Origin of the sequence: Lagierella massiliensis, assembly GCF_001407835.1 — a bacterium.
Lineage (GTDB): Bacteria > Bacillota > Clostridia > Tissierellales > Peptoniphilaceae > Mediannikoviicoccus > Mediannikoviicoccus massiliensis.
On sequence record NZ_CYUO01000004.1, the window covers coordinates 191,666 to 215,682 of the forward strand.

Sequence of the window (24,017 nt, forward strand, 5' to 3'; positions counted from 1 at the left end):
AAATGAAACTTATAGAAACAAAAGAAAAGCACATTATAAAAGTTTTAAGCATATATGAAGATGGAAGACGAAGCCTTAAGAAAAGAGGCGTAAACCAGTGGCAAGATGAAGGGCCAGGTCTTGAGACTTTACTAAGTGACATGGAAAATAATTTTTCATATGTACTTCAAGAAAAAGACGAAGTAGTTGGAACAACTGCAGTTATAGGTGGAATCGACAAAACCTATTTAGAAATTGATGGAGCTTGGCTAAATGGGGAAGACTATATAACGGTACATAGATTTGCTATATCACAAAAACAACGAGGCAAAGGCTATGGAAAGAAAATGTTTCAAGAAATTGAAGAACTTGCAATTGCAAGGGGAATAAAAAACATCAGAGTGGACACACATAAGGACAATGAAAATATGAATGGACTTTTAAAGAGTTTAGGTTATATTTACTGTGGAATAATTCGCTTAGAAAACGGCGATTTAAGAAATGCATATCAAAAGGAGTTGAGGTAATGAAATACGAAATAGTTGGAGATAACCTTCCTGTACTTAAAGTGAAACTTGCAAACGGTGAGAGCATCATAACAGAAGGTGGAGGCATGAGCTGGATGACACCAAACCTAAAGATGGAAACCACATCAAGAGGTGGAGTTGGAAAGGCTTTAGGAAGATTTTTTAGTGGTGAAAAAATGTTTCAAAACAGATATACCTGCGTTGATGGAGTAGAAGGAGAGATAGCAATTGCATCCTCATTTCCTGGAAGCATCTTAGCCTTTGACATAGAAGATGGAGATATCATTGCACAAAAGTCAGCTTTTTTAGCCTGTGAAGAAGGAGTTGACCTCTCAGTTCAATTCCAAAAGAAACTAAGTACAGGCTTCTTCGGTGGAGAAGGATTTATAATGCAAAGACTGTCAGGACATGGCAAGGCATTTATTGAAATAGATGGCCACTGCGAAATAATAAACCTAAACCCTGGAGAAAAAATAGTTATAAGCACTGGAAACTTAGCTGCAATGGACGGAACATGTGACATGGAAATAAAATCAGTTGAAGGCTTTAAGAATATGTTTTTAGGCGGCGAAGGTGTGTTCAACACAGTTGTTACAGGTCCTGGAAAAGTCTATCTACAAGGAATGCCAATATCTGGAATAGCAGATGTAATAATGGCAAATACAACAATAAAAAATGATTAATATTATTTTGTTAAAAGAGGGAAGCCCCTCTTTTTTATTTGAAATAAAAGTCAGTATCTTAGCGTAATTATCTAAAATACTGACTTTATTTTTTAGAATAGTATGTGCATAAAGATTGAACCTATTATGATTGCAAGTATTGTTCTTTCAATGAACACAACTACAAGCTCCCATAACTTTATAGGCAATTTCGCAGACATCATTACAACTATTGTTTCAGCAAAGAAAATTATTTGTGAAATTGAAACTGAAACAACTAAGAATCTTGCTTGTGGATGTAGCATTGGCACTTTTTCTGCTATTAAAAGTACAGGCAAGAACATCTCTGCAATTCCAACAGGGAAACTTGCAGCAATGTCTGCGGCGTTAGGAACTCTTAATAAAGTGAGAAGTGGCACAAAAAGTTTTCCTAAGAATGTAAATATAGGTGTGTTTTCTGCAAGTATCAAAGCTCCTGTACCTATGGCAGCAAGTGATGTAACAACTTTTGGAATAACTTCCACGCTGTCCTTAAGACTGGATTTAATTTCCCCTGATAGTGGAGGTGCTAAAAAAGCTTTTTTTACTGCTCTTTTTCCACCTGTTGCAAAGACGCTGTTAGATGAAGATTTTGTGTTATCAATGTCTTCTTTAGTTTGAACCTTACCATTTGGATAGACATCTCTCTTTTTACTAAAAGGAGGGATTCTTCCTACTATACCTGAAACTATAAGAGTCATTAATGCAGACACAAGGTAAACAAGTGCAAAGTGATCTTGAAGTCCTGCAGTTTTAATTACCATGTAGGCGAAACCTACAGATACTGCGGAGAAACCCGTTGCAACTAATACTGCTTCTTTTTCTGTGTAAACTCCTCTACGATATAGTTTATTTGTAATAAGTACACCAACTGAACTACTGGAAAGGAAAGAAACAAGTGCGTTTATTGCAGCCCTTCCAGGTAGTTTAAAAACTGGTCTCATAAGTGGCTCCATCAAAGTTCCTATTAAATCTATAAAGCCATAGTTTATTAAAAATGGCATACAGAAGGATGAAACCAATATTATCCAGAATACTGCAACGGCTATTGATGGAATTACTGTTCCTCCAGTTGACGAACCTACAACAATTTCTGGTCCATTGAAAGAAGTTGTTGCATCAAGGGTGTATAGTAAGGCAAAAGCTGCACCAATGGAATAGATTAGTGGATGAATTATAGAGTCGCCGTGATAATAGTTGTAGATTTTTCCACTCTTTGCAAAGTACTTGCCATATATACTAAGTAAAGCTGTCGCTATGGTTATTAACGTTACAAACCACAGACCATAATTTCCTGTTATGTTCATTAGTCCATTATAGATTATTCCGAAAGTTATATCAGTTTTGCCATTAATCGTAATTGGAATGAAAAAGATAAAGATTGCTATGACTGTAAAAATTAAACTCTTAGCAATCCCTTTTTTATTATCATTTGGTTTTAAGTCAAAAGAGTCTAACTGATGTAAGTCTTCGAGATCTAAATTTAGATCTCGAATTTCTGACTTACTAAGAGCTCCCCTGAAATTAGTTTGCTCTTTCATTATTTTTGTTTCTCTTTCTTATTTAAAGCAAGGATTGATAAAAATTCAAAGATTAAGTTAGCTGCAAGTAGAGCAGTTATTTCTGCATGGTCATATGGAGGTGCAACTTCAACTACGTCCATTCCAACAAAATTTAATCCTTGAAGTCTTCTGATAATATCTACACCTTCAAGTGAAGTGTAACCACCAACTTCAGGAGTTCCTGTACCAGGTGCATAAGCAGGATCTATAAAGTCGATATCAAAAGTTAAGAATACTTTGTTATCTCCGATGATTTCTTTTGCCTTTTTAATTGTTTCAGGAATTCCCATTTCACGAACTTTGTGAGTTGGAATAAGAGTTAAACCCAAGTCCTTAGCTAATTTAAATTCGCCAGCGTCATATAGAGAACCTCTCATACCAATTTGAACAGATTTATGTGGGTCGATTAGTCCTTCTTCAATTGCTCTTCTAAATGGAGTTCCATGATTATATTTTTCTCCAAATACAGTGTCGTTAATGTCAGCGTGAGAGTCAAAGTGAAGTAATGACACAGGACCATGTTCCTTAGCAACTGCTCTAAGTTCTCCAAGAGTAATTGAGTGGTCGCCACCAAGAGCTATAGGAATGGCGCCTGCTTTTAATATTTCCCCTGCAAACTTTTCAATTGCATCATATGTTGGATGTATGTATCCAGGAACAACGTTAACATCTCCAAGGTCTCCACCCTTTAGGTAGTCAAGAATATTAACTTCATGTACAGGATTATTAGTCTTCATCATTACAGAGATATTTCTTATGGATTGAGGACCAAATCTTGCCCCAACTCTGTATGAACAAGCTGTGTCAAAAGGAATTCCGTAAATTGCAAAGTCAAGTCCTTCTGCATTGTCGAATCTTTGCATACGCATAAAGTTTCCTGTGTTAACAAATCTTGGTGAAGCGAAAGCTGTTGCCGGTTGTTTAATATTTTTTTCTGTCATTTTTATTTCCCCTTTTAAATAAATTTAAAAATTGTTTTCCTTGCAAGAAATTATTTACAAACAAAGTATATGGGGTAAGGGTTATAAATGCAAGTTTTTGAAGACAAAACAGGTTGTAAAAACATAGGAAAACATTACCTCGGGGAGAGTAAGAATTGGAAAAAATTCCAAAATGAATAAATTGTTCTAAAGAATGGGAAATAGGAGTAAAAAAATTTTCGGAAAAATTTCCGAACGTTTGGAAAAATTTCCGAAAAGAAATGTTACTAAAATGTAATATTTAAATTATATCTCTCAATTTTCTTTCGAAGAGTTGATTCATTTATTCCTGCCAGGATTGAAAGTTCCTTAATTGAAGAAACCTGCTTGCTATATTCAAGAATAAGTTTCTTCTCATAGCTTTCAACCTTTTCTTTAAAAGTTTTGCCTTCGTCTATCTTGGTGTAGAAATTATTTATAAATTCTTCAACGTGTTTTACATCTATAACATCGTCATCACTTGTTACAACAAGTCGTTCAATTATATTTTCTAATTCACGTACATTTCCAGGCCAACTGTAATTGATTAAAAACTTTTTGCAATTTGGTGAGATAACTTTTTCTTCGTTATAAAATTCATTGTACTTGTTTAAAAATAGATTGATTAGTGGGATAACATCTTCGTCTCTCTCCCTAAGTGGGGGAATTTTAATTGGAATGATGTTAAGTAGATAATACAAATCCATTCTAAACTTTCCGTCGGAAATATTTTTGCTGATGTTTTCATTTGAAGCCGCAATTATTCTTATACTTGGACTATTTGATGTAGATGCCATTGACTCTTTGATTCTGTTCAATTCATAGACAAGGCGCTGTTGACAAGGCAGTGGCATATCGGCGATTTCATCGATGAACAAAGTTCCATTAGTTGCCTGTTTTAATAGTGAGCCATTGTAACTATCATCATCGAAGAGTTCGGATTCAATTATTGACTTTGGAATTCCAGAACAGTCCACCTTTATAAAGGGCTTGTCACTTCTAAGGGAGTTGTCATGAATATATTTTGCAAACATGGTCTTACCACAGCCTGGCTCGCCAAGTAAAAATATTGGTGTCTCTAACTTTGAAACTCTGTTTGCAACTTTCATTATCCTCTGCATGGCCTTAGAGTTTGAAATGATAATTCCCTCTTTTAGATATTTTGAATTATATTTTGAAAGATTTTCTGCCATTGAGTTATTTTCAATAAGCAAATTTTGAAGTTGAAGAGTCATGTCTCGAAGAACTTTGGAATCTTTTACGAATACAACCACAGCTTCCAAGTCCTTACCCTTCATAATAGGCACTCCAGTTGCAATAACAACTCTATCATTAATGTGTTGAACTACATCTTTTTGTTCAAAAGAATCTATTACATCAAGGGCAACGGATCTTGAAAAAAGTCCAGTCTTCACTAAGTCCTTCATGTTTTTTCCCAAAATATCTTCCTTTGAAATGCCGTCAATCTCTTCAGCTACCTTATTATAATAAAGAGTTGTCCCAGTAGGGTCGACAATATGTATACCTTGATTGGATTTGTCCAGAACTTTAGTTAAAAAATTCTTATTTATTATATTTTTAGTCACAATCATTCACCTCTACAAATATCATTATGTACTTTATCTGCAATGTTTATAAGTTTTTGTCTTTCATTAATTTTAGGCTCTCCAATAACCTGTTTCAATAGATACTGTAAAACTTTTTTTATAAATTCGCCCTTATAACCAATTTCAATCATGTCGCTGCCATTTACAGCAAGGTCAGAAAGTTTTGTTGGTCCTTCATAAACTTTTCTATAGGCTACCTTTACATTTTCTAAATTTTCCAAACGGTCAATATAGTAGGGGTTTTGTGAGGAAATGTCAGCTTTTTCCATTTCAAGTAAATCTAAAAAGTCGTCATAGGTAAAGCCTCTGTCAACTACAAATTTCATAATTGACTTGAGTTTGGTATTTAGCACAGTGTCATGAAATTTTATTATCTTAAGAATATGATTTTTATCTTCATTTGAAAACTTTAGACGATTTAATACATCGCGGGCAAGTTCAACGGAGCAATTGCTGTGAAAATAGAAATGATCCGTTCCATCTTCTCCCGTTGTCTTTGCAGGAACCTTACCAAGGTCGTGAAGAAGTGCCACGTATTTTAGCCGTACATCTTTTTTAATCTTCGTCACCGCCATCAAGCTATGGTCCCCTACATTATAAACATGAAAGCTGTTGTTTTGAGTTGTCTTAAACATTTCATCAATTTCTGGAAATAACACCTTAAACACACCACAGTTATACAACATACGAAGATTTTCAAAGTTTGATTCAAGAAGAATCTTGTTAAGTTCCTCTCTAATACGTTCCATGGCAATCTCTTTTAAAAGATGAACGCTTTTGCAAAGACTTGAAAGTGTTTTTTCTTCAATTACATAATTAAATCGACCAGCAAATCTAAAGGCTCGCATAATTCTTAGAGCGTCTTCTTCAAATCTCTTTGAAGGATTTCCAACTGCTCTAATGACACCTTTCTCAAGGTCAAGTCTTCCATTAAAAGGGTCAATGACTTCATCATTAAAAAAGTCATAGGCCATGGCGTTAATTGTAAAATCTCGTCTTTTCAAGTCCTCAAAAAGATTTTTTGTAAAACTTACAGAAGATGGATGCCTACTATCAACATAATCATGATCATACCTCATAGTTGTAATCTCATATATATTTTCATTTAAAAGAACGCCTATGGTACCAAACTTTTCACCAAGGCGAATGGTTTTTTGCTCCTTAAAAACCTCCAAAGTTTCATTTGGAGTTGCATCGGTGGTAATATCAAAATCTCCTGGAGTTTTTCCAAGGAGACTGTCCCTAACACAGCCTCCAACAGGATAGGAAGAAAAACCAAACTCTTTAAATCTCTTTAAAATATAAACTACCTCTTTAGGTAAAATCATAAGACACATCCTATTTAAAAATATCGTAATCTAACTCATCGTAGTTTTTTATAAATTGATTTGTCAAAGACTTTATAACCTCTTCATCGTGGGAAGAAGTTTCGTCAGCGATGCCAATGATATTTCCCTCTAAACCATGTACAGTTTTTATACAATAGAGAGCATCTTCAAAAACCACAGTGCTGGAAATATCTCCATCAAGTCTTAAAGCTGCCTTTTTCCAAAATAACGGTTCAGATTTAAGATGACCGATGTTGTCGCAAGTTTGAACAAATTCAAAATATTTAATTAAATTCTTAGATCTTAGAGCTTCCATGGCAATGTGTTCCGGAGTTGCAGTAGCAACAGCCATTTTGATGCCGTTTGCCCTTAGTTTTTCCAAACAGTCAATCACACCAGGTTTTAAATCAAAATCATTTAAATAACCTTCAAGCATCATTCCCAAAATATTATTGTAGGAATTTTTAGGATTTTCTTTAAGACCGAAGTCATGGTTAACATTATTTATTATATCGTCCATTGATAGGCCAATTAATTTTCTTTTGTAATCTTCATCAAAAAAAATACCCAAGCTTTTGAAATAGTCTTCCAAGACCGTATTCCACCTTGGCATTGAGTCGATGATGGTGCCATCCATGTCGAAAATTGCGTTTTTTTTCATTAACTACCTCCTAAGGTAAGTATAACATGAAGGATAGAGATTTAAAAAGAACAGATAGAGTGGGTGAAAATTTAAAAAAACTTCTTCAGTTAAGTTGAGATAAATTTGAAAATACATATTTTTTTGCGATTTAAGAAATTCTAATAAAATTATTAAAACTACTATAATAATTCAGAATTTTATGATAGTATCTAAATCAAGAAGCCTTTTATTTAATCTTTTTATAAAGAGAGGCTAAAAATACAAGGAGGATTTTATGTGTAAAATTAAAAAGTACTTAATTGTTTTCTTAGCTTTTGCTTTGATAGTTTTTTCACCAACAAGAGACTATGCAAAAGAAATTACAAGAACGGCAGGTTCAGACAGATATGAAACTGCATTAAAAATTAGCAGAAAATATGTAGATAGTGCAGATAAAGTTATTATACTTTCGGGAGAAAACTATCCAGATGCCATATCCGCGTCAGCGCTTTCTGCAGAAAATGAGTATCCTATTCTTTTAGCTAAAAAAGATAGTGTATCTAAAGAAGTAATTGAAGAAATTAAAAGAGTTAAAGCAAAGGAAATTCTTTTAATCGGAGGGGAAAGTACAATTTCAAAAAATGTGGAAAAAGAACTTTCAAAGGTAACTGTTATAAAGAGGATTGCAGGTTCAAATAGATATTTTACATCGGTAAGGGTGTATGAATATAAAAAACAATTGAATCCACAGTCTACACAAGTAGTATTTGCAAGTGGTAAAAACTTTGCAGACGCATTAATTGCGGCACCTTATATCTCAGATAAAGGCTCAATAATATTGTATGATCCTGGATGTGGAATAGATATAAATAAATACAGTCCAAAACTTATATTTGGAGGTAAGAGCAGTCTTCCTGGATTTGACAATGTAGAGAGAATTTCAGGTCGTGACAGATATCAAACTTCACTTGAACTTGCTAAGAAATTCAATTCTAAAAATATTGTAATTGCAAGTGGAGAAGATTATCCAGATGCATTAGCAGGTGCTCTCGTTGCAAAGAAGAAAAATGCACCTTTAATCCTTGTAAGAAAAAATGAAATAACAGATTCAGCACTACAATATTTTAAGGATAACAATATAGAATCAATTGAAATATTGGGTGGTAACACAACTATATCAGAAAAAGTTGAAAAAAATATTTTAAAGACTTTGAGAAATGACAGGGAAGAAGACAATAAAAAGGAAACTGAAAATATTAAACCAACTGAAAACACTAATCCAACTGAAAGACCTCAAAAGCCTGAATTGAAAAAAGAGGGATTAGAAAAAGAATTAGATAAAGCTAAAGATGTTTTAAACTCAGAGATTACAGAGGAATCAAAAAAAGATTTACAAAAAGCGGTTGATGAAGCAAAAATCATTTTAGATAATGCTAAAACTCAAGAAGAGATAGATAAGGCTGTAGAAAAATTAAAAGAAGCGATAAATATAGCTGAAAATTCAGTGCCTAAAAAATTTAAACTTACAGTTATTGGTGACAATGTTACTTCTAATCAAGACTCAGATATGGTTTATAGTGGAGAAGAAGTTGTACTTACTTTTTCCCCTGAAGAAAAGCACTTTGTAACAAAATTGTTGGTCAATGGAGTCGACGAAGTTTCAAAAGTAAAAGATAATAAGTATAGCTTTATTATGGAAAAAGATACTACTATTGAAGTTGTTATTGAAAGAAGATGCGAACTTAAACTTATTGGTGAAGATATTACATCAAGTGTAGAGCCAAGTAACCAAATCATTCCTGGAACATATATAACGATAACAGTAAATCCAGGAGAAGATAAGACTGTAAGTGAATTTCTTGTAAATGGCGAAGATTTAATTGGACAATTGAAAAATAACAAATACAGTTTCTATTTAGATAAGTGTACGACCATTGAAGTAAAGTACATTCAAAAGCCAACTGATCCAAATCCAGAAAGTGATTTTGTTTTTGATGTAAATACAGGAACAATTACAGATTATAGCTATAGTGGAAGAAAAGACGTTATAATACCTCGTACAATAAAAGGGGTGGAAGTAAAAGCTATAGGAGAGTATGCTTTCTATTATAAAGGTCTTAACAGCGTTAAAATTCCTGATACAGTTACAGAGATAGGAGATTTAGCATTTAACTCAAATAATCTTGGAGTTGTAACCATTCCTAATTCTGTTGTAAAAATTGGAGATGGAGCATTTAAAGAAGCAGGCCTTACAAAGGTAGTCCTTCCTAAAGATATTAAAGATATAGGCAAAGGAGCTTTTAAAAATAATTCACTAACTGAATTTAGCATACCTAAAAACATGGAAGTTATACCAGAATCACTTTTAGAAAATAACGAATTGGAAAAAATTGTAATTCCAGATGGAGTTAAAGAAGTAGGTAAAAAAGCATTTTATAATAACAATCTAACAGAAGCAGAGTTTGCTGACTCTGTTAAAAAGATAGACTCAATGGCATTTGTTAATAACAAGCTTGAAAGTGTAGAACTTCCAAATGACTGTGATGTGCATATACTTGCATTCGATGAAAATGTAAAAACAAATATACCTAAAAAACCAGAAAAAGAAGTATCTGATGAAAAAGATTTTGCATTTGACAAAGAAACTGGAACTATCACAGAATATTTATCAGATGACCCTATAGTTAAGATTCCGAGCACAATAGATGGAGTTGCTGTAAAGAGAATAGGAAATTTCGAAGACTATATAGGCATAAAAAAATTCAAAGTTGGAGCTTTTGAAGGAAAAGAAATATTACAACTTACAATTCCAGAAGGAGTTGAAGAAATATTAGAAGGAGCCTTTAAGAATAACTCCCTAAAAACTTTAAATCTTCCACAATCTTTAAAAGTTTTAGAAAAAGATGCTTTCTCAGATAATAAAATAAAATCTGTGAATATTCCAAAGGAAATCAAGGAAATTTCTGAAGGTGTTTTTAGAAACAACGAACTTGAAGAAGTTACTATGGCAAAAGATGTAAAAAGAATTGGTGCAGAAGCCTTTATGAATAATAATCTAAAAGCCATAGATATACCAGATGGTTTAACGACTATTGAAGCTAATAGTTTTGCTTCTAATAATTTAACGGAAGTTCTATTACCGGAAAGTGTAACATCAATAGAAATAGGTGCATTTATAGGAAATCCAATTGAAAAAATAAATTTACCAGAAAACCTTGAAAAAATTGGAGATGGAGCTTTTAAATATACAAGACTTACAGAACTTACAGTGCCAGAAAAGGTAAAAGAAATCGGAAAAGAAGCATTTTCTTACAGCCCAATTAAAAATGCAAGCTTTTTAGGAGGGACTGAAATAGGAGAAAGAGCATTTTACTCTTGTGGATTAGAAGAATTAAACTTTTCAGATGATACTGTAATTGGAGTTCAGTCTTTCCAAAATAATAACTTAAAGAAAGTTACTATCCCTAAAAATACAGAAAGACTTGCTGACTATGCCTTTGCTCAAAACTTTTTAACAGAAGTAAATTTACCAGAAGGTTTAAAAGTTATAGGATCAGGAAGTTTATATGTAAATCATCTTGAAAATATTAATCTTCCATCAACAGTTGAAACAATTGAAACAGCAGCCTTTTTCAACAACAGACTTGAAAACATAGAAATAGGGCCAAATGTTAAAAAGATTGATGACGGAGCTTTTAAAACAAACAAATTAACAGAAGTTAAAATTCCTAAGGAAATAGTTTTAGGAAAAGATGTTTTTGATGAAACTGTAAATATTGTAAAGTACTAAGAGATATGACAATATAATAATTAAAGATAAAATCCTCCCTAAATTTGTGGGAGGATTTTTAATACTGAAAGTTTTTCTAAATATTATTTTATCATAGGGTTCTATTTTGGCATTTAAAAGAATTAAAAAAGATTTAAATCTAAGGTGTTAAAACTTATTTTAATTTTTGTTCCAACATTTTCTTTACTGACAATATCAAATGTAAATGAATTTGGGAACATCAATTTAAATCTGGAGTATACATTAAAAATCCCAACATTTTCATTAAAAACTTTGTCATTTAGTAAAATTTTATTTATATCATCAAGCTTTTCGGACTCAATTCCTATTCCATTATCAATTATTTCTAAGAAGCAAACATCTCCTAATTTTTGTAATATTATTTTTAGTCGACCCATTTCTTCAGTGTGTTTAAAACCATGTTTAAATACATTTTCTACTAAGGGCTGTAGTGAAAAATATGGTATTATCACATCTAATGCAGAATCGTCAACTTCCAAGCTATAATCAAATTTTTTGCTAAATCTAATCTGTTGAATGTTTAGATAGTCTTGTATGCACCTGAGTTCTTTTCTGATGGTTGTTGAATTGTCGGTGTAGGAGAATACATATCTAAGCATATTGCTGAAACTAAAAATCATGTCACTTGCTTCAGAACTTCTGTCCAAGGAAATTAATCGAGATATGCTGTTTAACACATTGAAAATAAAATGTGGCATTATCTGTTTTTGTAGTGTAGAATATTTAATCTTAGAAAGTTCTGACTCTAAGATTAAATTTTGTTTTTCTACTTCAAATAGTATTTCCTTTTGTTTACTAAGTTCTTCGGAATAAATTCTATTTGCATTTAATTGAATTATATAGTCGGTAATATTGCTTAAAGCAATGACGGTAGATTCTATTTCTTCATCAGACATTTCCGGAATTTCATTAAAGTAATCATCTAAAAGTTTGCTATCCAAGTCATCTGGCCAGTTTTTTTTAAGCTCTTTATAAAATTTTGATTCCTTTGTACATCTTACTTGACCTGCTGTTAAAGCTCCTAACAAAATACCATTTAAGTATAGGGGAATGGCTATGTTTACAAGGCCTGCATGACAGAGGTAGATGCTTGGTTTATTGGTGAGTTTTGATTTTTTAATAGCAGCTTTGTTACATTCTTTACATTTAAGTGAACCAGTTTTAGAAGAATTAATTAAAGTGCAAAAATTGCAGAAGTTACCACCTTTTCCTATGTGGCTTCCCTCTTCATCTACAAAGACCACTCCAAAACCTGTAGCATGGCCGAAGGAGTTTTCAAGCTCCTTTTGTTTGTTCCTGGGTATTAGTTTACTTATTGAATTTGTCATTATTTTCCCTTCTCTCCATTGGTGTCATTTTAAATTTTGAATTAAAGGATCTATAAAATTGTTGTTTATTTTTAAAACCTGCAATACTCCATATATCAGAAATTTTAAGTTCAGTAGAATCAATTAACTCCAAAGCTCTACTAAGTCTTAAATTTTCGATATAGCTGTCAACGGTTATATTTTCTTCTTGCTTAAAAACTCTACTCAAATAGGTTTTATTTACGAAGAAGATATTGCTAATTTCATTTAGTCCTATTTCAGGATTAGAAAAATTGTTTTCTATAAAATTTTTTACAATTGTTATTGAGAAAGTCTCTTCAGATCTTATATTAAATGATTCTATACAAATTTTTTTTAGAGAATCACTTATGTTTGAATAGGTTAGGTCATCTTCTAAAAAGGATGACAAGTGGCCAAATATATTATATTTTGTGTTCTTTATATTTCTCAATGTAGTTTCAATTGTCAATAGAAAATGATTGATGTAAGTCATCTTAGCTATGTAATTTATCTGGTTTGCAACTAATAGAGAAAGTGATTCAACTGTTGATAATCCACCAGACAAATTGTTATTTATAAGATGTTCTTTGAAAAGGTCAATTGTTTCAACTAACCTAAATCGGTCTTCTGTTGAATTACTAAGGATGAATGTGCTATCATCATTAGCTTGAAATAGATTTTCTATTGTGTTTATTATCTTTGATTCGTCTGTTGGCTTTAATAGATAATCGTTAAAGCCATATTTTATCGCCTGTTTCGCATATTGAAATTCGGAATAAGCAGAATTGAGAATTATTTTAATATCCGGGTTATATCTTTTAATTGACTTACCTGCCTCAATACCATTTTTAAGAGGCATCGATATGTCCATAATAACAAGATCGGGATTAAATTGTTTAGTCAATTTAACTGCGTCAAGTCCGTTGTTACAAGTTCCTACAACTTCCATATTATTATGTTTGTTTATTATATGTGACAAGTATTCAAGTTCTAAAGATTCATCTTCTACTATCAATATTTTTATCACTTAGCTTCACCTCGGTAAATAAATGATACCAAATAAGTTAAAAAATGCAACTGCTATTTGCGAACGTTTCCACTATAATTATATTAACATCAATAAGTGAGATGGTAAAACATAGGAGGTAGATTATGAGAGTAAATGAAAGACATTGTTCTTTTTATTATGAAAAAGAACAGATTAATGGAAAGTTGGAGTTTAACCTTGAAACAACGACGTTGTTAATAGTAGATTTACAAAATTATTTTGTAAACAGACCAGACTATAACTTAAATAATCCGTCAGAAAAAGATGAAGCAGAAAGATGGAAATACTTTTATGACAGGATTGATAACGTTATTCTTCCCAATAATAAAAAGCTTCTTTCTGAAGCGAGAGAAAGAAAATTGTTAGTATCATATGCAACTATTGTTACTCAACTTTCAAATGGAAGAGATAGATCTTTGTCGCAAAAAGAAAGTGGATTTAACAATCTTATGATTCCAAAGGGAAGTGAAGAAGCAAAAGTTCACAAATCTATAAAACCGATAGAAGATGAATTGGTTATTGAAAAAACTACGGATTCTGCATTAACAGGATCAAATTTAAGATTATTATATAGAAATTGTGGAATAACAGATGTAATAGTTACAGGTGTCTTTACAGATCAATGTGTATCAGGGACAGTTAGAAGCTTGGCGGATGAGAGCTTTAAGGTTTGGTTGGTTGAAGATGCTTGTGCTGCAGCAACTGAAGAAATACAAAATCATGAGTTAAAAGTATTAAATAATATTTATTGTAATGTTGTAAACACAGAAGAAGTTCTCAACTTTGTAAGGAGTAAATAATGAAAGATAATAAATTAAAGAAAAATCTGTCTATATTTAACATGATAGCACTCTCCTCTGGAGCTGTTATTGGAGGATGGTTAGCGGAAGCTCCATATTGGTTTCAAACGACAGGAGCAGGGGCTGCATTCATATTTCCGATATTGGCAATATTATTAATTCCAGTTGGTTTGGCATTTGGAGAACTTACTGCAATGCTACCATTTGCATCGGGAGTAGATATTTGGACAACAAATGCATTTGATCACAGAATGGGCTTTGGGGTTCAGTGGATGATGTTTTTGGTACAGGTTGTTGAGCCACCTCTAATGGCTTTTATATTCGGTACAGTAATAAATCATTTTGTTCCATTAAGTCAAATGCAAATTTTAATAATAGCTTTGATAATTGTTACTATATGGTTTATTGCATCTAATTATGATATAAAACTTGCTGGGACTTTATCAACAATATTTTTTGTAGTAATGATTGCTGCAAGTTTATGTGTATCATTTTCATTCTTTTTCAGTGGAAAGTGGTCAATAGAAAACATAAACACCAATGGTGGATTTTTCCCAATGGGAGGCAAGGGAATATTCATAGCAATGGCAGTGTTCTCATTAAAATATATAGGCTTTGAAATGGCACCAACGCTTATTGAAGAGACAAATTTCCCTGCTAAAGATATCTGGAAGGTTATTGCATCGGCACTTCTTATTCCAGCTGTCCTATATTTTATTGTAGTAATGGCTATTGGAGGAATGGCTCCATGGCAAGAAATTAGTGAAATGACAATGCCAGAACCACAGCTTGTTGCTTTACATGGACTGCCTAAAATAATAGGAACAGTTGCAATTATTTCTGGACTTCTACATGCATTCACAACACTAATGGGTTTTTGGACATCTTCAACAAGAGTTCTGTATGGAGCTGCAGAAATTAATCAACTACCAAAAGCTTTTAGTAAGATAAACAAACATGGACAACCTTATATTTCAAATCTTGTAGTATATATATTCACAATTTTATTCTGCCTATTTAGTGGAAGTAATTGGGTTCAATATATCTATGCTATTTCAAGTATAGCAGCAGGTGTTGTATACTTTGTATCATGTGTTAATGTAATTGTGTTAAGAAAGAAACATCCTGAATGGGAAAGACCATTCAAGGCACCTGGTGGGGTGCCAATGATGATTGCTGGTATGATAATATCAGTTTGGCTTATGATAGGTGCAGGTATGGAATTGGATAAGGGAGGATATGTTTCACTATTAGCCTTTGTAATTGTAGGATTTATTGTATACTTCATTAATAAATCCTTTAGAAAATCAAACCCTGATAAACAACCAATAGTGTTAACTCCTGAAGACATAGACAAATACCAATAGATTATGTAAATAAAAAATCTACTCCAGCCCTTACAGGTAGGAGTAGATTTTTTTACTTAAGCACTGAAAAATCTCTTAATGTATTTGAACTTTCCAAAAATGTTATACGTCCCTTATTTTCAAGTCTTGTGCTTGAAACTGCGTTTATAAATGGAGAAACTCTTTTGCCATTTACATAGTGGTATCCATAGGAGTGAACCATCATTGGGATGCCCTGTTCGTTTTTACCAAGGTACATTACAGTGTGTCCTGGCATATAAAGTGCACTTCCTGGATTTTGTTGTAACAATAATTTTTCCTTTGCACTATTTCCACCGGATATTTTAAAGTTTACTTTTTTACCAACAACGTCAGCTTCTTGTGCTGATGCATTTCTTGCCATCTTTATTCCAAATGACCTATACACATCTCTAATGAAGCCGGAGCAATCTCTCGTGTTATTTGAATGGCCCCATCCATATTTTTCGCCTTGAAACTTCAGTGATTGTGATATTACATTTGCTTGTGTAAAAGGAAGATATCTTTTAACTGCGTCAGTATTTTTTATTGCAACTTCTGTTGTATTAAAATTATTTCCTGCAACTGGCATTAATACTTTAAATGAGCTACCTTCTTCACTTACAAGGGGAAGATAGGTTCCCATATCAAGGAAGCGTCCGTCAGGTAATTTAATCTGTCTACTTGTGATGGTGATAAAATCTTTTGATTTGATATTTTTAATATTTTCCTTTGAAACAATCATTATATCTTTTTTTGGAATCCAACCTTCATAGTCGGCGCAAACTACATTTGCCCAACTACCATCGTTGCTATATCCTTTAATTGCAACTTCGTCCCATGGGAACAGTCCTGTTTCTGCGTTGTAGTCGTCAAATGTGGCAGGGTCTCTAAATGATTTGCCAAGAGGTTTTTTCTTTAATATTGTTCTCTTTGCCACATAACCATACTCTTTTGCGCTTATTTCGAATGGCTCATAAATATATGGAGATAGAGAAATATTCTTTTTATTTATTGCGTTTATTTCTTCTTCTGTATAAATAACGTCCCTTGAGTAGTTGTTGTAGTAATCAAAGTATTCAAAGGAAGTTTTATTTTTAGGAACTTCTCGATTAGCAGTAGGATTTACAACGCTATCATCTACTGAAGATTTTCCACCAACAACATAGATTGAATTACTATTATTCAAAAATTCTCTACTATTTGAATCTAAATTTTTTCCGTCTGTCAAAATAATTGCCGCCTCCTTTTTAAAGCTTAAAGTGCCTGCAGCAAGACCATCAATAAAGCTATAGCCATTTACAAGAGCGGTATTTTTGTAACCTGAGGCCTTTGAGATATTAAGAGAGGTTTCAAAACGGTTCTTACCAGAAATCCTCTTTGCTGCACCAATATATTTGTAAGTGCTTTCTGAAATTGAAGAATTACCACCAAGAACTGTTTTTGGAGCTTCCTTTTCCTTCAGATAATTAGATGGATTGTTATTATTTACAAGGATAAGTGGTTTATCTCCCTTGGCAAGGGAAGATGATGCAACTGCATCTGCAACTTCAGAAGCTACAAGATATCCACTTACATCAGAGTTTTTAGAAATTTCTTCGCTGATTAATTCTGATGTTTCGTATCTGTTTTTTCCACCAAGCCTAATAACAGTATCTGAATATTGTTGAAGATTTTTTTCAACGCCACTTGATATTGATGAACTTCCTCCTAAAATGTAGATAACATTTGGTTTGACTCTATTTATCTCATTTATTGTTTCTGTTGGAATAGCATTTGTATTTGTCAAAAGTAAAGTTCCAGAGGTTGAGTTTGCTAAAACTCCTCCTGGAAGAGCGTCTATAAAAGAATATCCATTCGCTAAAACAACGGTTCTGTTTTCGTTTTTAAGTTCATTTTCGTCTAAAACTCTCTTTGAAATTTCAACAGCAGTTTGAAATCTATTTGAGCCGCTTATTCGAGTAAACTGTCTATCTTTTGCAAAGCCAGTTGATGCTAAAGCAATTGTTAGACCAAGAGCTAAAACAATATTTTTCTTTTTCATAATTCACCATCCACTTCTATTTTTATTAAGCATACCACAATCTAAAAGCTATGTGAACTAAAAAACCTTGGGTTTCCCCAAGGTTAAAACTAAAATGCCCAGTTACCATCTTTAAAGATATATTCAATTTCTCCATTTGGAAGTTCGCCAGTTATTTCAAGGTCCTTTGATCCAACCATAAAGTCTTCGTGAATTAGTGAGTCATTCACACCAGCTTCAAGTAATTCTTCGTCAGATAGGTCAACGCCACCCTTTATACAAGTTGGATATGCCTTACCAAATGCAAAGTGACATGAAGCATTTTCGTCGAACAATGTGTTGTAGAAAAGAAGTCCTGAGTTTGAAATTGGACTGTCATATGGAACAAGTGCAATTTCACCAAGGTATCTTGCGTTTTCGTCTACGTCAAAAAGGTCGGTTAGATGTTGCTTTCCTACCTTTGCGTCATAGTCAACAACTTTTCCATTTTCAAATGTAAATACCATTTCATCTACAAGATTGCCAGACATATTAAGTGGCTTTGTAGAATAAAGTTTTCCATTAACTCCAGTTCTCTTAGGAAGTGTAAAAACTTCTTCTGTAGGCATGTTTGCAATAAACACATCCCCCTTTGCATTTTCAGATCCACCTGAAATCCAAATATGATTTTCAGGAAGTTCTACTTCTAAATCAGTTCCAAGGGAGTTTTTATAATGAACTTTTTTGTATTGCTTTTCATTTAAAACAGCTGCGTGTTTGTCCATTACATCAATATGTTTATCCCATGCCTTTATAGGGTCATCTTGGTCCGTTCTTGTTGTGTAGAAAATTGCGTCCCAAAGTTTTTCCATTGCTTCTTCTTCAGAAACATCTGGGAAGACTCTCTTTGCCCATCCCACTGTAGGAACTGATACAACGCACCATGAATTTAAATCGTTCATTGTATACTTCATGTTTTCCTTGTTGGCAGCAGAGAAGGCCTTGCTCCATGCTGCTGTTTTTTTAGGATCAACATCTTTTAAAAGTTCAGGGTCTGTTGCTGCAACTGAGATTACACATGCACCCTTTTCCATGTAGTACTTTGTTCTTTGAACCATCCAGTCTGGAACTTCTTCAAAGTGTTCCACCGGTGCGTTTTCAAATTTCATAAGTGTAAGAGGGTCATCGGACCATTGCATCACAACTTCAACGGCACCTCTTTCGTATGCCTTCTTTGCAACAAGTCTTGCAAAGTCCGCTCTCTCAACAGGACAACGTAGTAGTACTGGTTGTCCCTTTTGAACATTAACACCTTTTTTAACTACTAAGTCCGCTAATTTTTCCATATTTTTTTCAATATTTGTCATTTAATCACCTCATATCATTATTGCCTTACTTAATTGTATACCCAAAAGATGAGAAGAATAATATAATTATAGATGAAAATGTTTTAAAATGTTTACATGGGATATATAGAAAATAGTGAAATAAAAGAGGAGGAAGAGATGGATATACTTAAAATGGTTGATAGAAAAGATGTTGACGAGAGATACACTTGGAATTTAAGTCACATCTTCAAAAATAAAGAAGAAATGTTAAAACAGGTTGATGAAGTAAAGAATTTAACAGAAAAGTTTATAAAAAAATTTGACTGTGTCTATGAAGATAAGAAAACAGTTAAAGATGCACTTGAACTATATTCTGAAATTTTAGAAAAGGCCTTTCTTTCATTGGACTATGTGTCACTTAATGTTGAAACGGATTACAATAATGGAGAAAACTATAAATTATTAGCTGAAGTGGACAATGTTTTGAGCGACCAAATGGCGAAGATTTCTTTCTTTAAGATTAGACTTTTAAACACCGACGAAAAAGTTTTAAAGGAATTAAAAGAAGATGAAAAATATGGTTCATTTATAGAAAGAGCATTAGAAGATAAGCCATATGTATTATCGGAAGAAACTGAAAAGGCAATTGCAAAGATGACTCCACTTAATTCATTTTATTCAATTTACAATGCAATTAAGTTACAGGACATGGTATTTCCAGACTTCGAAGCAAATGGAGAAAAGAAATCTCTTTCATACAACCTTTACGAAGGAACCTACGAAGGCTCAAATGACACAGAAATAAGAAGGAATTCATATAAAGAATTTTATAAAGTCTTAGAAGCTCATAAAAATTCAACAGCTGCTGCATACTTAGGAGAGTGTCAAAAGATGAAGGTACTTTCTGAACTAAGGGGCTACGACAGCGTGTTTGACTTTTTATTACATGACCAAAGGGTTGATAGAGAGCTTTACAATAGACAACTTGATGTTATTATGGAAGAACTTTCTCCAATTATGAGAGAGTATGCAAAGATTTTAAAAAGAAATCACAACTTAGATAAGATTACCTACATGGACTTAAAGGTTGATCCAATAACAGGTTTTGAACGAGAAATAACTGTTGAAGAGTCAAAGGATTTAATTAAAGAAGGTCTTGAAGTCCTTGGAGAAGAGTATGGAGAAATGTTGGAAGAGGCATTTAATGATAGATGGATTGACTTTGTAAACAACCACGGCAAGTCAACAGGAGCCTTTTGTGCATCACCATATGGAACAAATTCCTTTGTGCTTATTAACTGGACCGGTACAATGACAGAAGCAATGACCCTTGCTCACGAACTTGGACATGCAGGACAGGGCAAGTACACAAATGAAAACTGTAACATCTTAGACACCGACCTTTCACTATACTTGGTGGAAGCTCCTTCAACAGCAAATGAACTTATTATGGGAAGGGAGCTTTTGAAAAAGGCAAAGAGCGAAGATGAAAAAAAGTATTTAAAGGGACAAATCATAGCAAGAACCTACTACCACAACTTTGTAACCCACTTTATAGAAGGATATTACCAAAGGGAAGTTCTAAAACTAATTGACGAAGGAAAGTCTTTTACTGCAGACGACCTTTCAGAAATATTCCTTGACACATTAAAGAAGTTCTGGGGAGATGATGTTGAACTAACAAAGGGTGCTGAACTAACATGGATGAGACAGCCACATTACTACATGGGACTTTATCCATACACCTACTCAGCGGGATTAACCATAGGAACACAAGTTGCAAAGCTAATTGAAAAAGACCCAGCAAATGCAAAGAACTGGATTGAAGTTTTAAAGACCGGTGGAAAACTAAAACCACTTGACTATGCAAAGGCAGCTGGAGTTGACATTTCAACTGACGAGCCACTTAGAGACACAATAAAATATATCGGTTCATTGGTAGAGGCCTTAGAATAATGTATAGCCTTGGATTTATCGGATTTGGCAACATGGGCAAGGCGATGGCCCTTGGTGCGGTAAAGAACGGTTATAATAAAGAAGAGATTGTGTTTTCAAAAGTGTCGGACATAAAAGCTGTGGAAGAAGAGACGGGCATAAAGGGATTTGAAGAAAACACCGATGTTGCAAAAAATTCTAAAATAATTATCCTTGCCATAAAGCCCTATCAATATGAAAAGGTGATTAGTGAAATAAAAGATTATGTGGATGTAAATAGCATAGTGGTTCCCATAACACCAAGCTTTACAATGGAAGAGATAAAAAAACTTTTTAAAAGAGATGTGAAAGTTGCACGCATTATGCCAAACACCCCTGCCATGGTAAATAATGGAATAACGGGAGTTTGCTTTACAGATAATATGACGGATATTGAAAGGGAAACAGTATTAAAATTTTTAAAATCCTTTGGAGAAGTCATAGAAGTGGAGGAACATTTAATTGCCGCTGTTTCTGCAGTGAGTGGATCAGGACCTGCATATATCTACATGCTCATTGAAGCAATGGCAGACATGGCAGTGTCAGCGGGAATAAAGAGAAAAGACGCCTACAAACTTTCCGCAAAGACAGTTGAAGGTGCGGCGAAGATGGTTCTTGAAACTAAAAAACATCCAGGAGAACTTAAAGACGACGTGTGCTCTCCGCTGGGAAGTACGATACAAGGTGTAATGGAACTTGAAGAAAATGGATTTAGAGGAAGTATAATAAAGGGACTTAAAAAGACGCTATATAGATTTAACGAGATGAACGAAGATAAGTAGGGAGGGGAGACCCTCCTTTTATCAAAGGAGGAAGATATGAAGGACTTATTAATAATTGTAGATATGCAAAATGATTTTGTTTCAGGAAGCCTTGGAACAGAAGAGGCGAAAAAAATAGTTTCAAATGTGGTGGACTTGGCAAAAAACTTTGATGGAGATATTTATTTTACAAGGGACACCCACGAAGAAGACTACCTTGAAACACAAGAGGGAAAAAATCTTCCAGTTAAACACTGCATTAAAAGCACTGAAGGCTGGCAAATAATCGACGAACTAAAGGGATTTGTAAAGGACAATGTAATAGACAAGGTGACCTTTGGATCAAAGGAGCTTGTTGAAAAGCTGGAAAAAATTAACCAAAACGAAGGAATAAAATCAGTTACATTAGTTGGCCTTTGCACCGACATCTGTGTTATATCAAACGCTCTTATGCTAAAGGGTTTTATGCCAGAAGTTCCAATTAAAGTTATAGCAGATGCATGCGCCGGAGTAACACCAGAAAGCCACGAAAGGGCATTAGAGTCAATGAAGACATGCCAAGTTAGCGTGGAGTAGAGGATAAATTGTTTGAAGTATTAAAATGAAATTAGAAATTAAAGAAGTAATAGATGAGAATTCTAAAATAGAGATAAGTGAAAAAATTTTATATAATTTACCAAAATGGTTTGGAAGAGAGGACAGTATAAGAGAGTATGTTAAAGAGTCAACTAAGTTACCTTTTATTGCTTGCTTCTGTGAAAATGAACCAGTTGGATTTATTGTTTTAAAGGAGACAGGAAAGGACACTTGTGAAATTTTTGTGATGGGAGTACTTGAAGAACATCACAGAAAGGGCATTGGAAGTATTTTGAGCAATGCATATGAGGAACTTGCAAAGAAAAAAGGTTACTCCTATTCGCAAGTAAAGACAGTGAAAAAAGGTAAATATCATGAGTATGATATAACGAATAGTTTTTACAAAGCCATGGGTTATTCAGAATTTGAATGCTTAAAAACACTCTGGGATAAAGATAATCCATGCCAGATATATGTCAAATATCTTAACAAATAAAGGAACAAAAGAAACTGTTGGGGATGAATAAACATGCCAACCCCAACAGTTTTTTGTTGCATAAGAAAAGGCAGGAAACCCTGCCTTTAGTTTAGATAAAACCTTTATTCTTTAAGATTTCTGTTGCTTTATCATGGTTTGCATCGGTAATCATTACGATTGGTCCTGTACATCCCATTCCACTTTCAGCGTAGATTCCTTCTTTCCAAAGAGCTTGTACAGCGTCTTCTAAGTCAAGAATTTCTATTCCTGAAATAGATGCAGTTACAACTTCTTTTGGAGGAGCTTCTACAGTTTCAGTTTCTTCAGCAGCTTCTTTCTTAGGTTGTAATGTTTCTATTACTTTATCATAAGATGCTTTTTCAACAGCTTTATATTCGTCAGCTTTAACTTTCATAAAGTTACCCATTACAAGGTCAGCAGCGTATTTAATTGCGTGAGCAACTACTGGAGCTCCTGATGCTCTTGAAACTATACAGATATTTCTATTAAAGTCTTTGCCAACTCCTGGACCATATCCAAATCCAGTTGCTTCGTAGCTTCCGCCTGTTGAGAAAGCTGAGAATACTTTCATTAGGATATTACCTGTTAATGAGTCAGTAACACAAACATCTGGAACGCCTCTTAAGATATCATTACCTCTTAGTACAGCACCGCCATCAGCTCTTACTGATTCAGCTAATTCTAAGTCATATCCATTTTCGATTAATGTTTCTAATGCTCTTTCAACTTGCTTTGCACCGTCAACGTTTAAAACACCAACAGTTGGTTTTTCAATTCCTAAGCTCTTAGCAACTGAAATACCTGCAATTGCATTTCTAAGCATTCCTTCAACTCTATTTAAAGATGAAGTACCTGTTGTTGTAGCAATAAGCATTTCTCTTCCTGTGCTTGGAGCAACAACTCTACCGATTGTAGATACTCCAATAGGGAAAGTATAGTGTAATGTTACACAACCATCTATAACTTTTTTATCAAGTAGCTCTTCCATTTTCTTATGAGCTTCTTCTTCTGAAGAAACTTCATGAGTTTCTAAATCACAGTTTTCTTGTTTTGGTCCAATTAGGACAATGTCATAAGCAGGAGACTTTGCAAGTCTTACAGCTTCTAACATGTTTTCAACGCCATGTTCACTTCCTAATATAGTAAGACCTATTTTAGGTTTTTTAGCAAATGAACCGCTTTCAATACCATCAGCGATTTCTAAAAGAGCCTCTGCAATAATATTCTTAGGCATATAACCA

General features: G+C 33.6%; 19 protein-coding genes. 9 read left to right on the forward strand and 10 right to left on the reverse strand.

Annotation, left to right across the window (positions count from 1 at the left end):
* Positions 1–2: 2 nt before the first annotated feature.
* Together BN2746_RS00915 and BN2746_RS00920 are read left to right on the forward strand one after the other, a co-directional pair.
* Positions 3–506 carry a GNAT family N-acetyltransferase gene (locus BN2746_RS00915; RefSeq protein WP_055077991.1) on the forward strand — a complete coding sequence of 168 codons (504 nt, stop codon included), beginning with the start codon at positions 3–5 and terminating at the stop codon, positions 504–506.
* The gene (locus BN2746_RS00920; protein WP_055077992.1) at positions 506–1,189 is read left to right on the forward strand and encodes a TIGR00266 family protein; all 684 of its coding nucleotides are present in this window, start codon (positions 506–508) and stop codon (positions 1,187–1,189) included. The genes BN2746_RS00915 and BN2746_RS00920 overlap by 1 nt, the downstream gene beginning before the upstream one ends.
* A gap of 92 nt (positions 1,190–1,281) precedes the next feature.
* Here the strand turns inward: BN2746_RS00920 and BN2746_RS00925 are convergent, their stop codons facing one another.
* The 5 genes from BN2746_RS00925 to BN2746_RS00945 form a co-directional block, all read right to left on the reverse strand.
* On the reverse strand, positions 1,282–2,748 hold the full coding sequence (locus BN2746_RS00925; RefSeq protein ID WP_055077993.1) for a YjiH family protein: 1,467 nt from the start codon (positions 2,746–2,748) through the stop codon (positions 1,282–1,284).
* Complete coding sequence (gene speB, locus BN2746_RS00930; protein WP_055077994.1) at positions 2,748–3,710, reverse strand: agmatinase; 963 nt, start codon at positions 3,708–3,710, stop codon at positions 2,748–2,750. Before speB ends, BN2746_RS00925 begins: the two co-directional genes overlap by 1 nt.
* A gap of 266 nt (positions 3,711–3,976) precedes the next feature.
* Positions 3,977–5,320 (reverse strand): sigma-54 interaction domain-containing protein, encoded by a 1,344-nt coding sequence (locus tag BN2746_RS00935; RefSeq protein WP_231718299.1) that lies wholly within the window; start codon positions 5,318–5,320, stop codon positions 3,977–3,979.
* The gene (locus BN2746_RS00940) at positions 5,317–6,663 is read right to left on the reverse strand and encodes a CCA tRNA nucleotidyltransferase (RefSeq protein WP_055077995.1); all 1,347 of its coding nucleotides are present in this window, start codon (positions 6,661–6,663) and stop codon (positions 5,317–5,319) included. Before BN2746_RS00940 ends, BN2746_RS00935 begins: the two co-directional genes overlap by 4 nt.
* Before the next feature lie 10 nt (positions 6,664–6,673).
* The gene (locus tag BN2746_RS00945) at positions 6,674–7,324 is read right to left on the reverse strand and encodes an HAD family hydrolase (RefSeq protein ID WP_055077996.1); all 651 of its coding nucleotides are present in this window, start codon (positions 7,322–7,324) and stop codon (positions 6,674–6,676) included.
* A gap of 256 nt (positions 7,325–7,580) precedes the next feature.
* Between BN2746_RS00945 and BN2746_RS00950 the strand changes: the two genes are divergently transcribed.
* A complete protein-coding gene (locus BN2746_RS00950) occupies positions 7,581–11,075 on the forward strand; it encodes a leucine-rich repeat protein (RefSeq protein ID WP_055077997.1) in 3,495 nt (1,164 codons plus the stop codon).
* A 122-nt stretch (positions 11,076–11,197) separates the two neighbouring features.
* Here BN2746_RS00950 and BN2746_RS00955 read toward each other — a convergent pair whose 3' ends face one another.
* Both BN2746_RS00955 and BN2746_RS00960 read right to left on the reverse strand, forming a co-directional pair.
* A complete protein-coding gene (locus tag BN2746_RS00955) occupies positions 11,198–12,424 on the reverse strand; it encodes a sensor histidine kinase (RefSeq protein ID WP_055077998.1) in 1,227 nt (408 codons plus the stop codon).
* Positions 12,405–13,451, reverse strand: coding sequence for a response regulator transcription factor (locus BN2746_RS00960; RefSeq protein WP_055077999.1), 1,047 nt, complete (start codon positions 13,449–13,451; stop codon positions 12,405–12,407). Before BN2746_RS00960 ends, BN2746_RS00955 begins: the two co-directional genes overlap by 20 nt.
* A 125-nt stretch (positions 13,452–13,576) precedes the next feature.
* Between BN2746_RS00960 and BN2746_RS00965 the strand changes: the two genes are divergently transcribed.
* Both BN2746_RS00965 and BN2746_RS00970 read left to right on the forward strand, forming a co-directional pair.
* Positions 13,577–14,272: a cysteine hydrolase family protein gene (locus BN2746_RS00965; RefSeq protein WP_055078000.1), complete on the forward strand. Its 696-nt coding sequence runs from the start codon at positions 13,577–13,579 to the stop codon at positions 14,270–14,272.
* Entirely contained in the window at positions 14,272–15,639 is a 1,368-nt protein-coding gene (locus BN2746_RS00970) for an APC family permease (RefSeq protein ID WP_055078001.1), read from the forward strand. Before BN2746_RS00965 ends, BN2746_RS00970 begins: the two co-directional genes overlap by 1 nt.
* Before the next feature lie 52 nt (positions 15,640–15,691).
* Here BN2746_RS00970 and BN2746_RS00975 read toward each other — a convergent pair whose 3' ends face one another.
* Together BN2746_RS00975 and BN2746_RS00980 are read right to left on the reverse strand one after the other, a co-directional pair.
* On the reverse strand, positions 15,692–17,680 hold the full coding sequence (locus tag BN2746_RS00975; protein WP_055078002.1) for a cell wall-binding repeat-containing protein: 1,989 nt from the start codon (positions 17,678–17,680) through the stop codon (positions 15,692–15,694).
* Positions 17,681–17,769: 89 nt separating this feature from the next.
* A complete protein-coding gene (locus BN2746_RS00980; RefSeq protein WP_055078003.1) occupies positions 17,770–19,005 on the reverse strand; it encodes an aminopeptidase in 1,236 nt (411 codons plus the stop codon).
* Between the two features lie 138 nt (positions 19,006–19,143).
* Here BN2746_RS00980 and pepF point away from each other — a divergent pair, with 138 nt between their 5' ends.
* The 4 genes from pepF to BN2746_RS01000 are packed head-to-tail and all read left to right on the forward strand — an operon-like array spanning position 19,144 to position 22,773.
* Positions 19,144–20,922, forward strand: coding sequence for an oligoendopeptidase F (gene pepF / locus BN2746_RS00985; protein WP_055078004.1), 1,779 nt, complete (start codon positions 19,144–19,146; stop codon positions 20,920–20,922).
* Positions 20,922–21,722: a pyrroline-5-carboxylate reductase gene (proC, locus tag BN2746_RS00990; RefSeq protein WP_055078005.1), complete on the forward strand. Its 801-nt coding sequence runs from the start codon at positions 20,922–20,924 to the stop codon at positions 21,720–21,722. Before pepF ends, proC begins: the two co-directional genes overlap by 1 nt.
* A 36-nt stretch (positions 21,723–21,758) precedes the next feature.
* Positions 21,759–22,277: a cysteine hydrolase family protein gene (locus tag BN2746_RS00995; protein ID WP_055078006.1), complete on the forward strand. Its 519-nt coding sequence runs from the start codon at positions 21,759–21,761 to the stop codon at positions 22,275–22,277.
* A 25-nt stretch (positions 22,278–22,302) separates the two neighbouring features.
* Positions 22,303–22,773 (forward strand): GNAT family N-acetyltransferase, encoded by a 471-nt coding sequence (locus BN2746_RS01000; RefSeq protein ID WP_055078007.1) that lies wholly within the window; start codon positions 22,303–22,305, stop codon positions 22,771–22,773.
* Positions 22,774–22,864: 91 nt separating this feature from the next.
* On the opposite strand, the gene grdD is transcribed toward BN2746_RS01000, so the two are convergent.
* Positions 22,865–24,010 carry a glycine/sarcosine/betaine reductase complex component C subunit alpha gene (gene grdD, locus BN2746_RS01005; RefSeq protein WP_055078008.1) on the reverse strand — a complete coding sequence of 382 codons (1,146 nt, stop codon included), beginning with the start codon at positions 24,008–24,010 and terminating at the stop codon, positions 22,865–22,867.
* Positions 24,011–24,017: the final 7 nt, after the last annotated feature.

What these genes read in the sequence shown, in the direction of transcription:
- BN2746_RS00915 (WP_055077991.1), top strand. Translation starts at nt 3, where the DNA reads ATGAAACTTATAGAAACAAAAGAAAAGCACATTATAAAAGTTTTAAGC.
- BN2746_RS00920 (WP_055077992.1), top strand. Translation starts at nt 506, where the DNA reads ATGAAATACGAAATAGTTGGAGATAACCTTCCTGTACTTAAAGTGAAA.
- BN2746_RS00925 (WP_055077993.1), bottom strand. Translation starts at nt 2,748, where the DNA reads ATGAAAGAGCAAACTAATTTCAGGGGAGCTCTTAGTAAGTCAGAAATT.
- speB (WP_055077994.1), bottom strand. Translation starts at nt 3,710, where the DNA reads ATGACAGAAAAAAATATTAAACAACCGGCAACAGCTTTCGCTTCACCA.
- BN2746_RS00935 (WP_231718299.1), bottom strand. Translation starts at nt 5,320, where the DNA reads ATGATTGTGACTAAAAATATAATAAATAAGAATTTTTTAACTAAAGTT.
- BN2746_RS00940 (WP_055077995.1), bottom strand. Translation starts at nt 6,663, where the DNA reads ATGATTTTACCTAAAGAGGTAGTTTATATTTTAAAGAGATTTAAAGAG.
- BN2746_RS00945 (WP_055077996.1), bottom strand. Translation starts at nt 7,324, where the DNA reads ATGAAAAAAAACGCAATTTTCGACATGGATGGCACCATCATCGACTCA.
- BN2746_RS00950 (WP_055077997.1), top strand. Translation starts at nt 7,581, where the DNA reads ATGTGTAAAATTAAAAAGTACTTAATTGTTTTCTTAGCTTTTGCTTTG.
- BN2746_RS00955 (WP_055077998.1), bottom strand. Translation starts at nt 12,424, where the DNA reads ATGACAAATTCAATAAGTAAACTAATACCCAGGAACAAACAAAAGGAG.
- BN2746_RS00965 (WP_055078000.1), top strand. Translation starts at nt 13,577, where the DNA reads ATGAGAGTAAATGAAAGACATTGTTCTTTTTATTATGAAAAAGAACAG.
- BN2746_RS00970 (WP_055078001.1), top strand. Translation starts at nt 14,272, where the DNA reads ATGAAAGATAATAAATTAAAGAAAAATCTGTCTATATTTAACATGATA.
- BN2746_RS00975 (WP_055078002.1), bottom strand. Translation starts at nt 17,680, where the DNA reads ATGAAAAAGAAAAATATTGTTTTAGCTCTTGGTCTAACAATTGCTTTA.
- BN2746_RS00980 (WP_055078003.1), bottom strand. Translation starts at nt 19,005, where the DNA reads ATGACAAATATTGAAAAAAATATGGAAAAATTAGCGGACTTAGTAGTT.
- pepF (WP_055078004.1), top strand. Translation starts at nt 19,144, where the DNA reads ATGGATATACTTAAAATGGTTGATAGAAAAGATGTTGACGAGAGATAC.
- proC (WP_055078005.1), top strand. Translation starts at nt 20,922, where the DNA reads ATGTATAGCCTTGGATTTATCGGATTTGGCAACATGGGCAAGGCGATG.
- BN2746_RS00995 (WP_055078006.1), top strand. Translation starts at nt 21,759, where the DNA reads ATGAAGGACTTATTAATAATTGTAGATATGCAAAATGATTTTGTTTCA.
- BN2746_RS01000 (WP_055078007.1), top strand. Translation starts at nt 22,303, where the DNA reads ATGAAATTAGAAATTAAAGAAGTAATAGATGAGAATTCTAAAATAGAG.
- grdD (WP_055078008.1), bottom strand. Translation starts at nt 24,010, where the DNA reads ATGCCTAAGAATATTATTGCAGAGGCTCTTTTAGAAATCGCTGATGGT.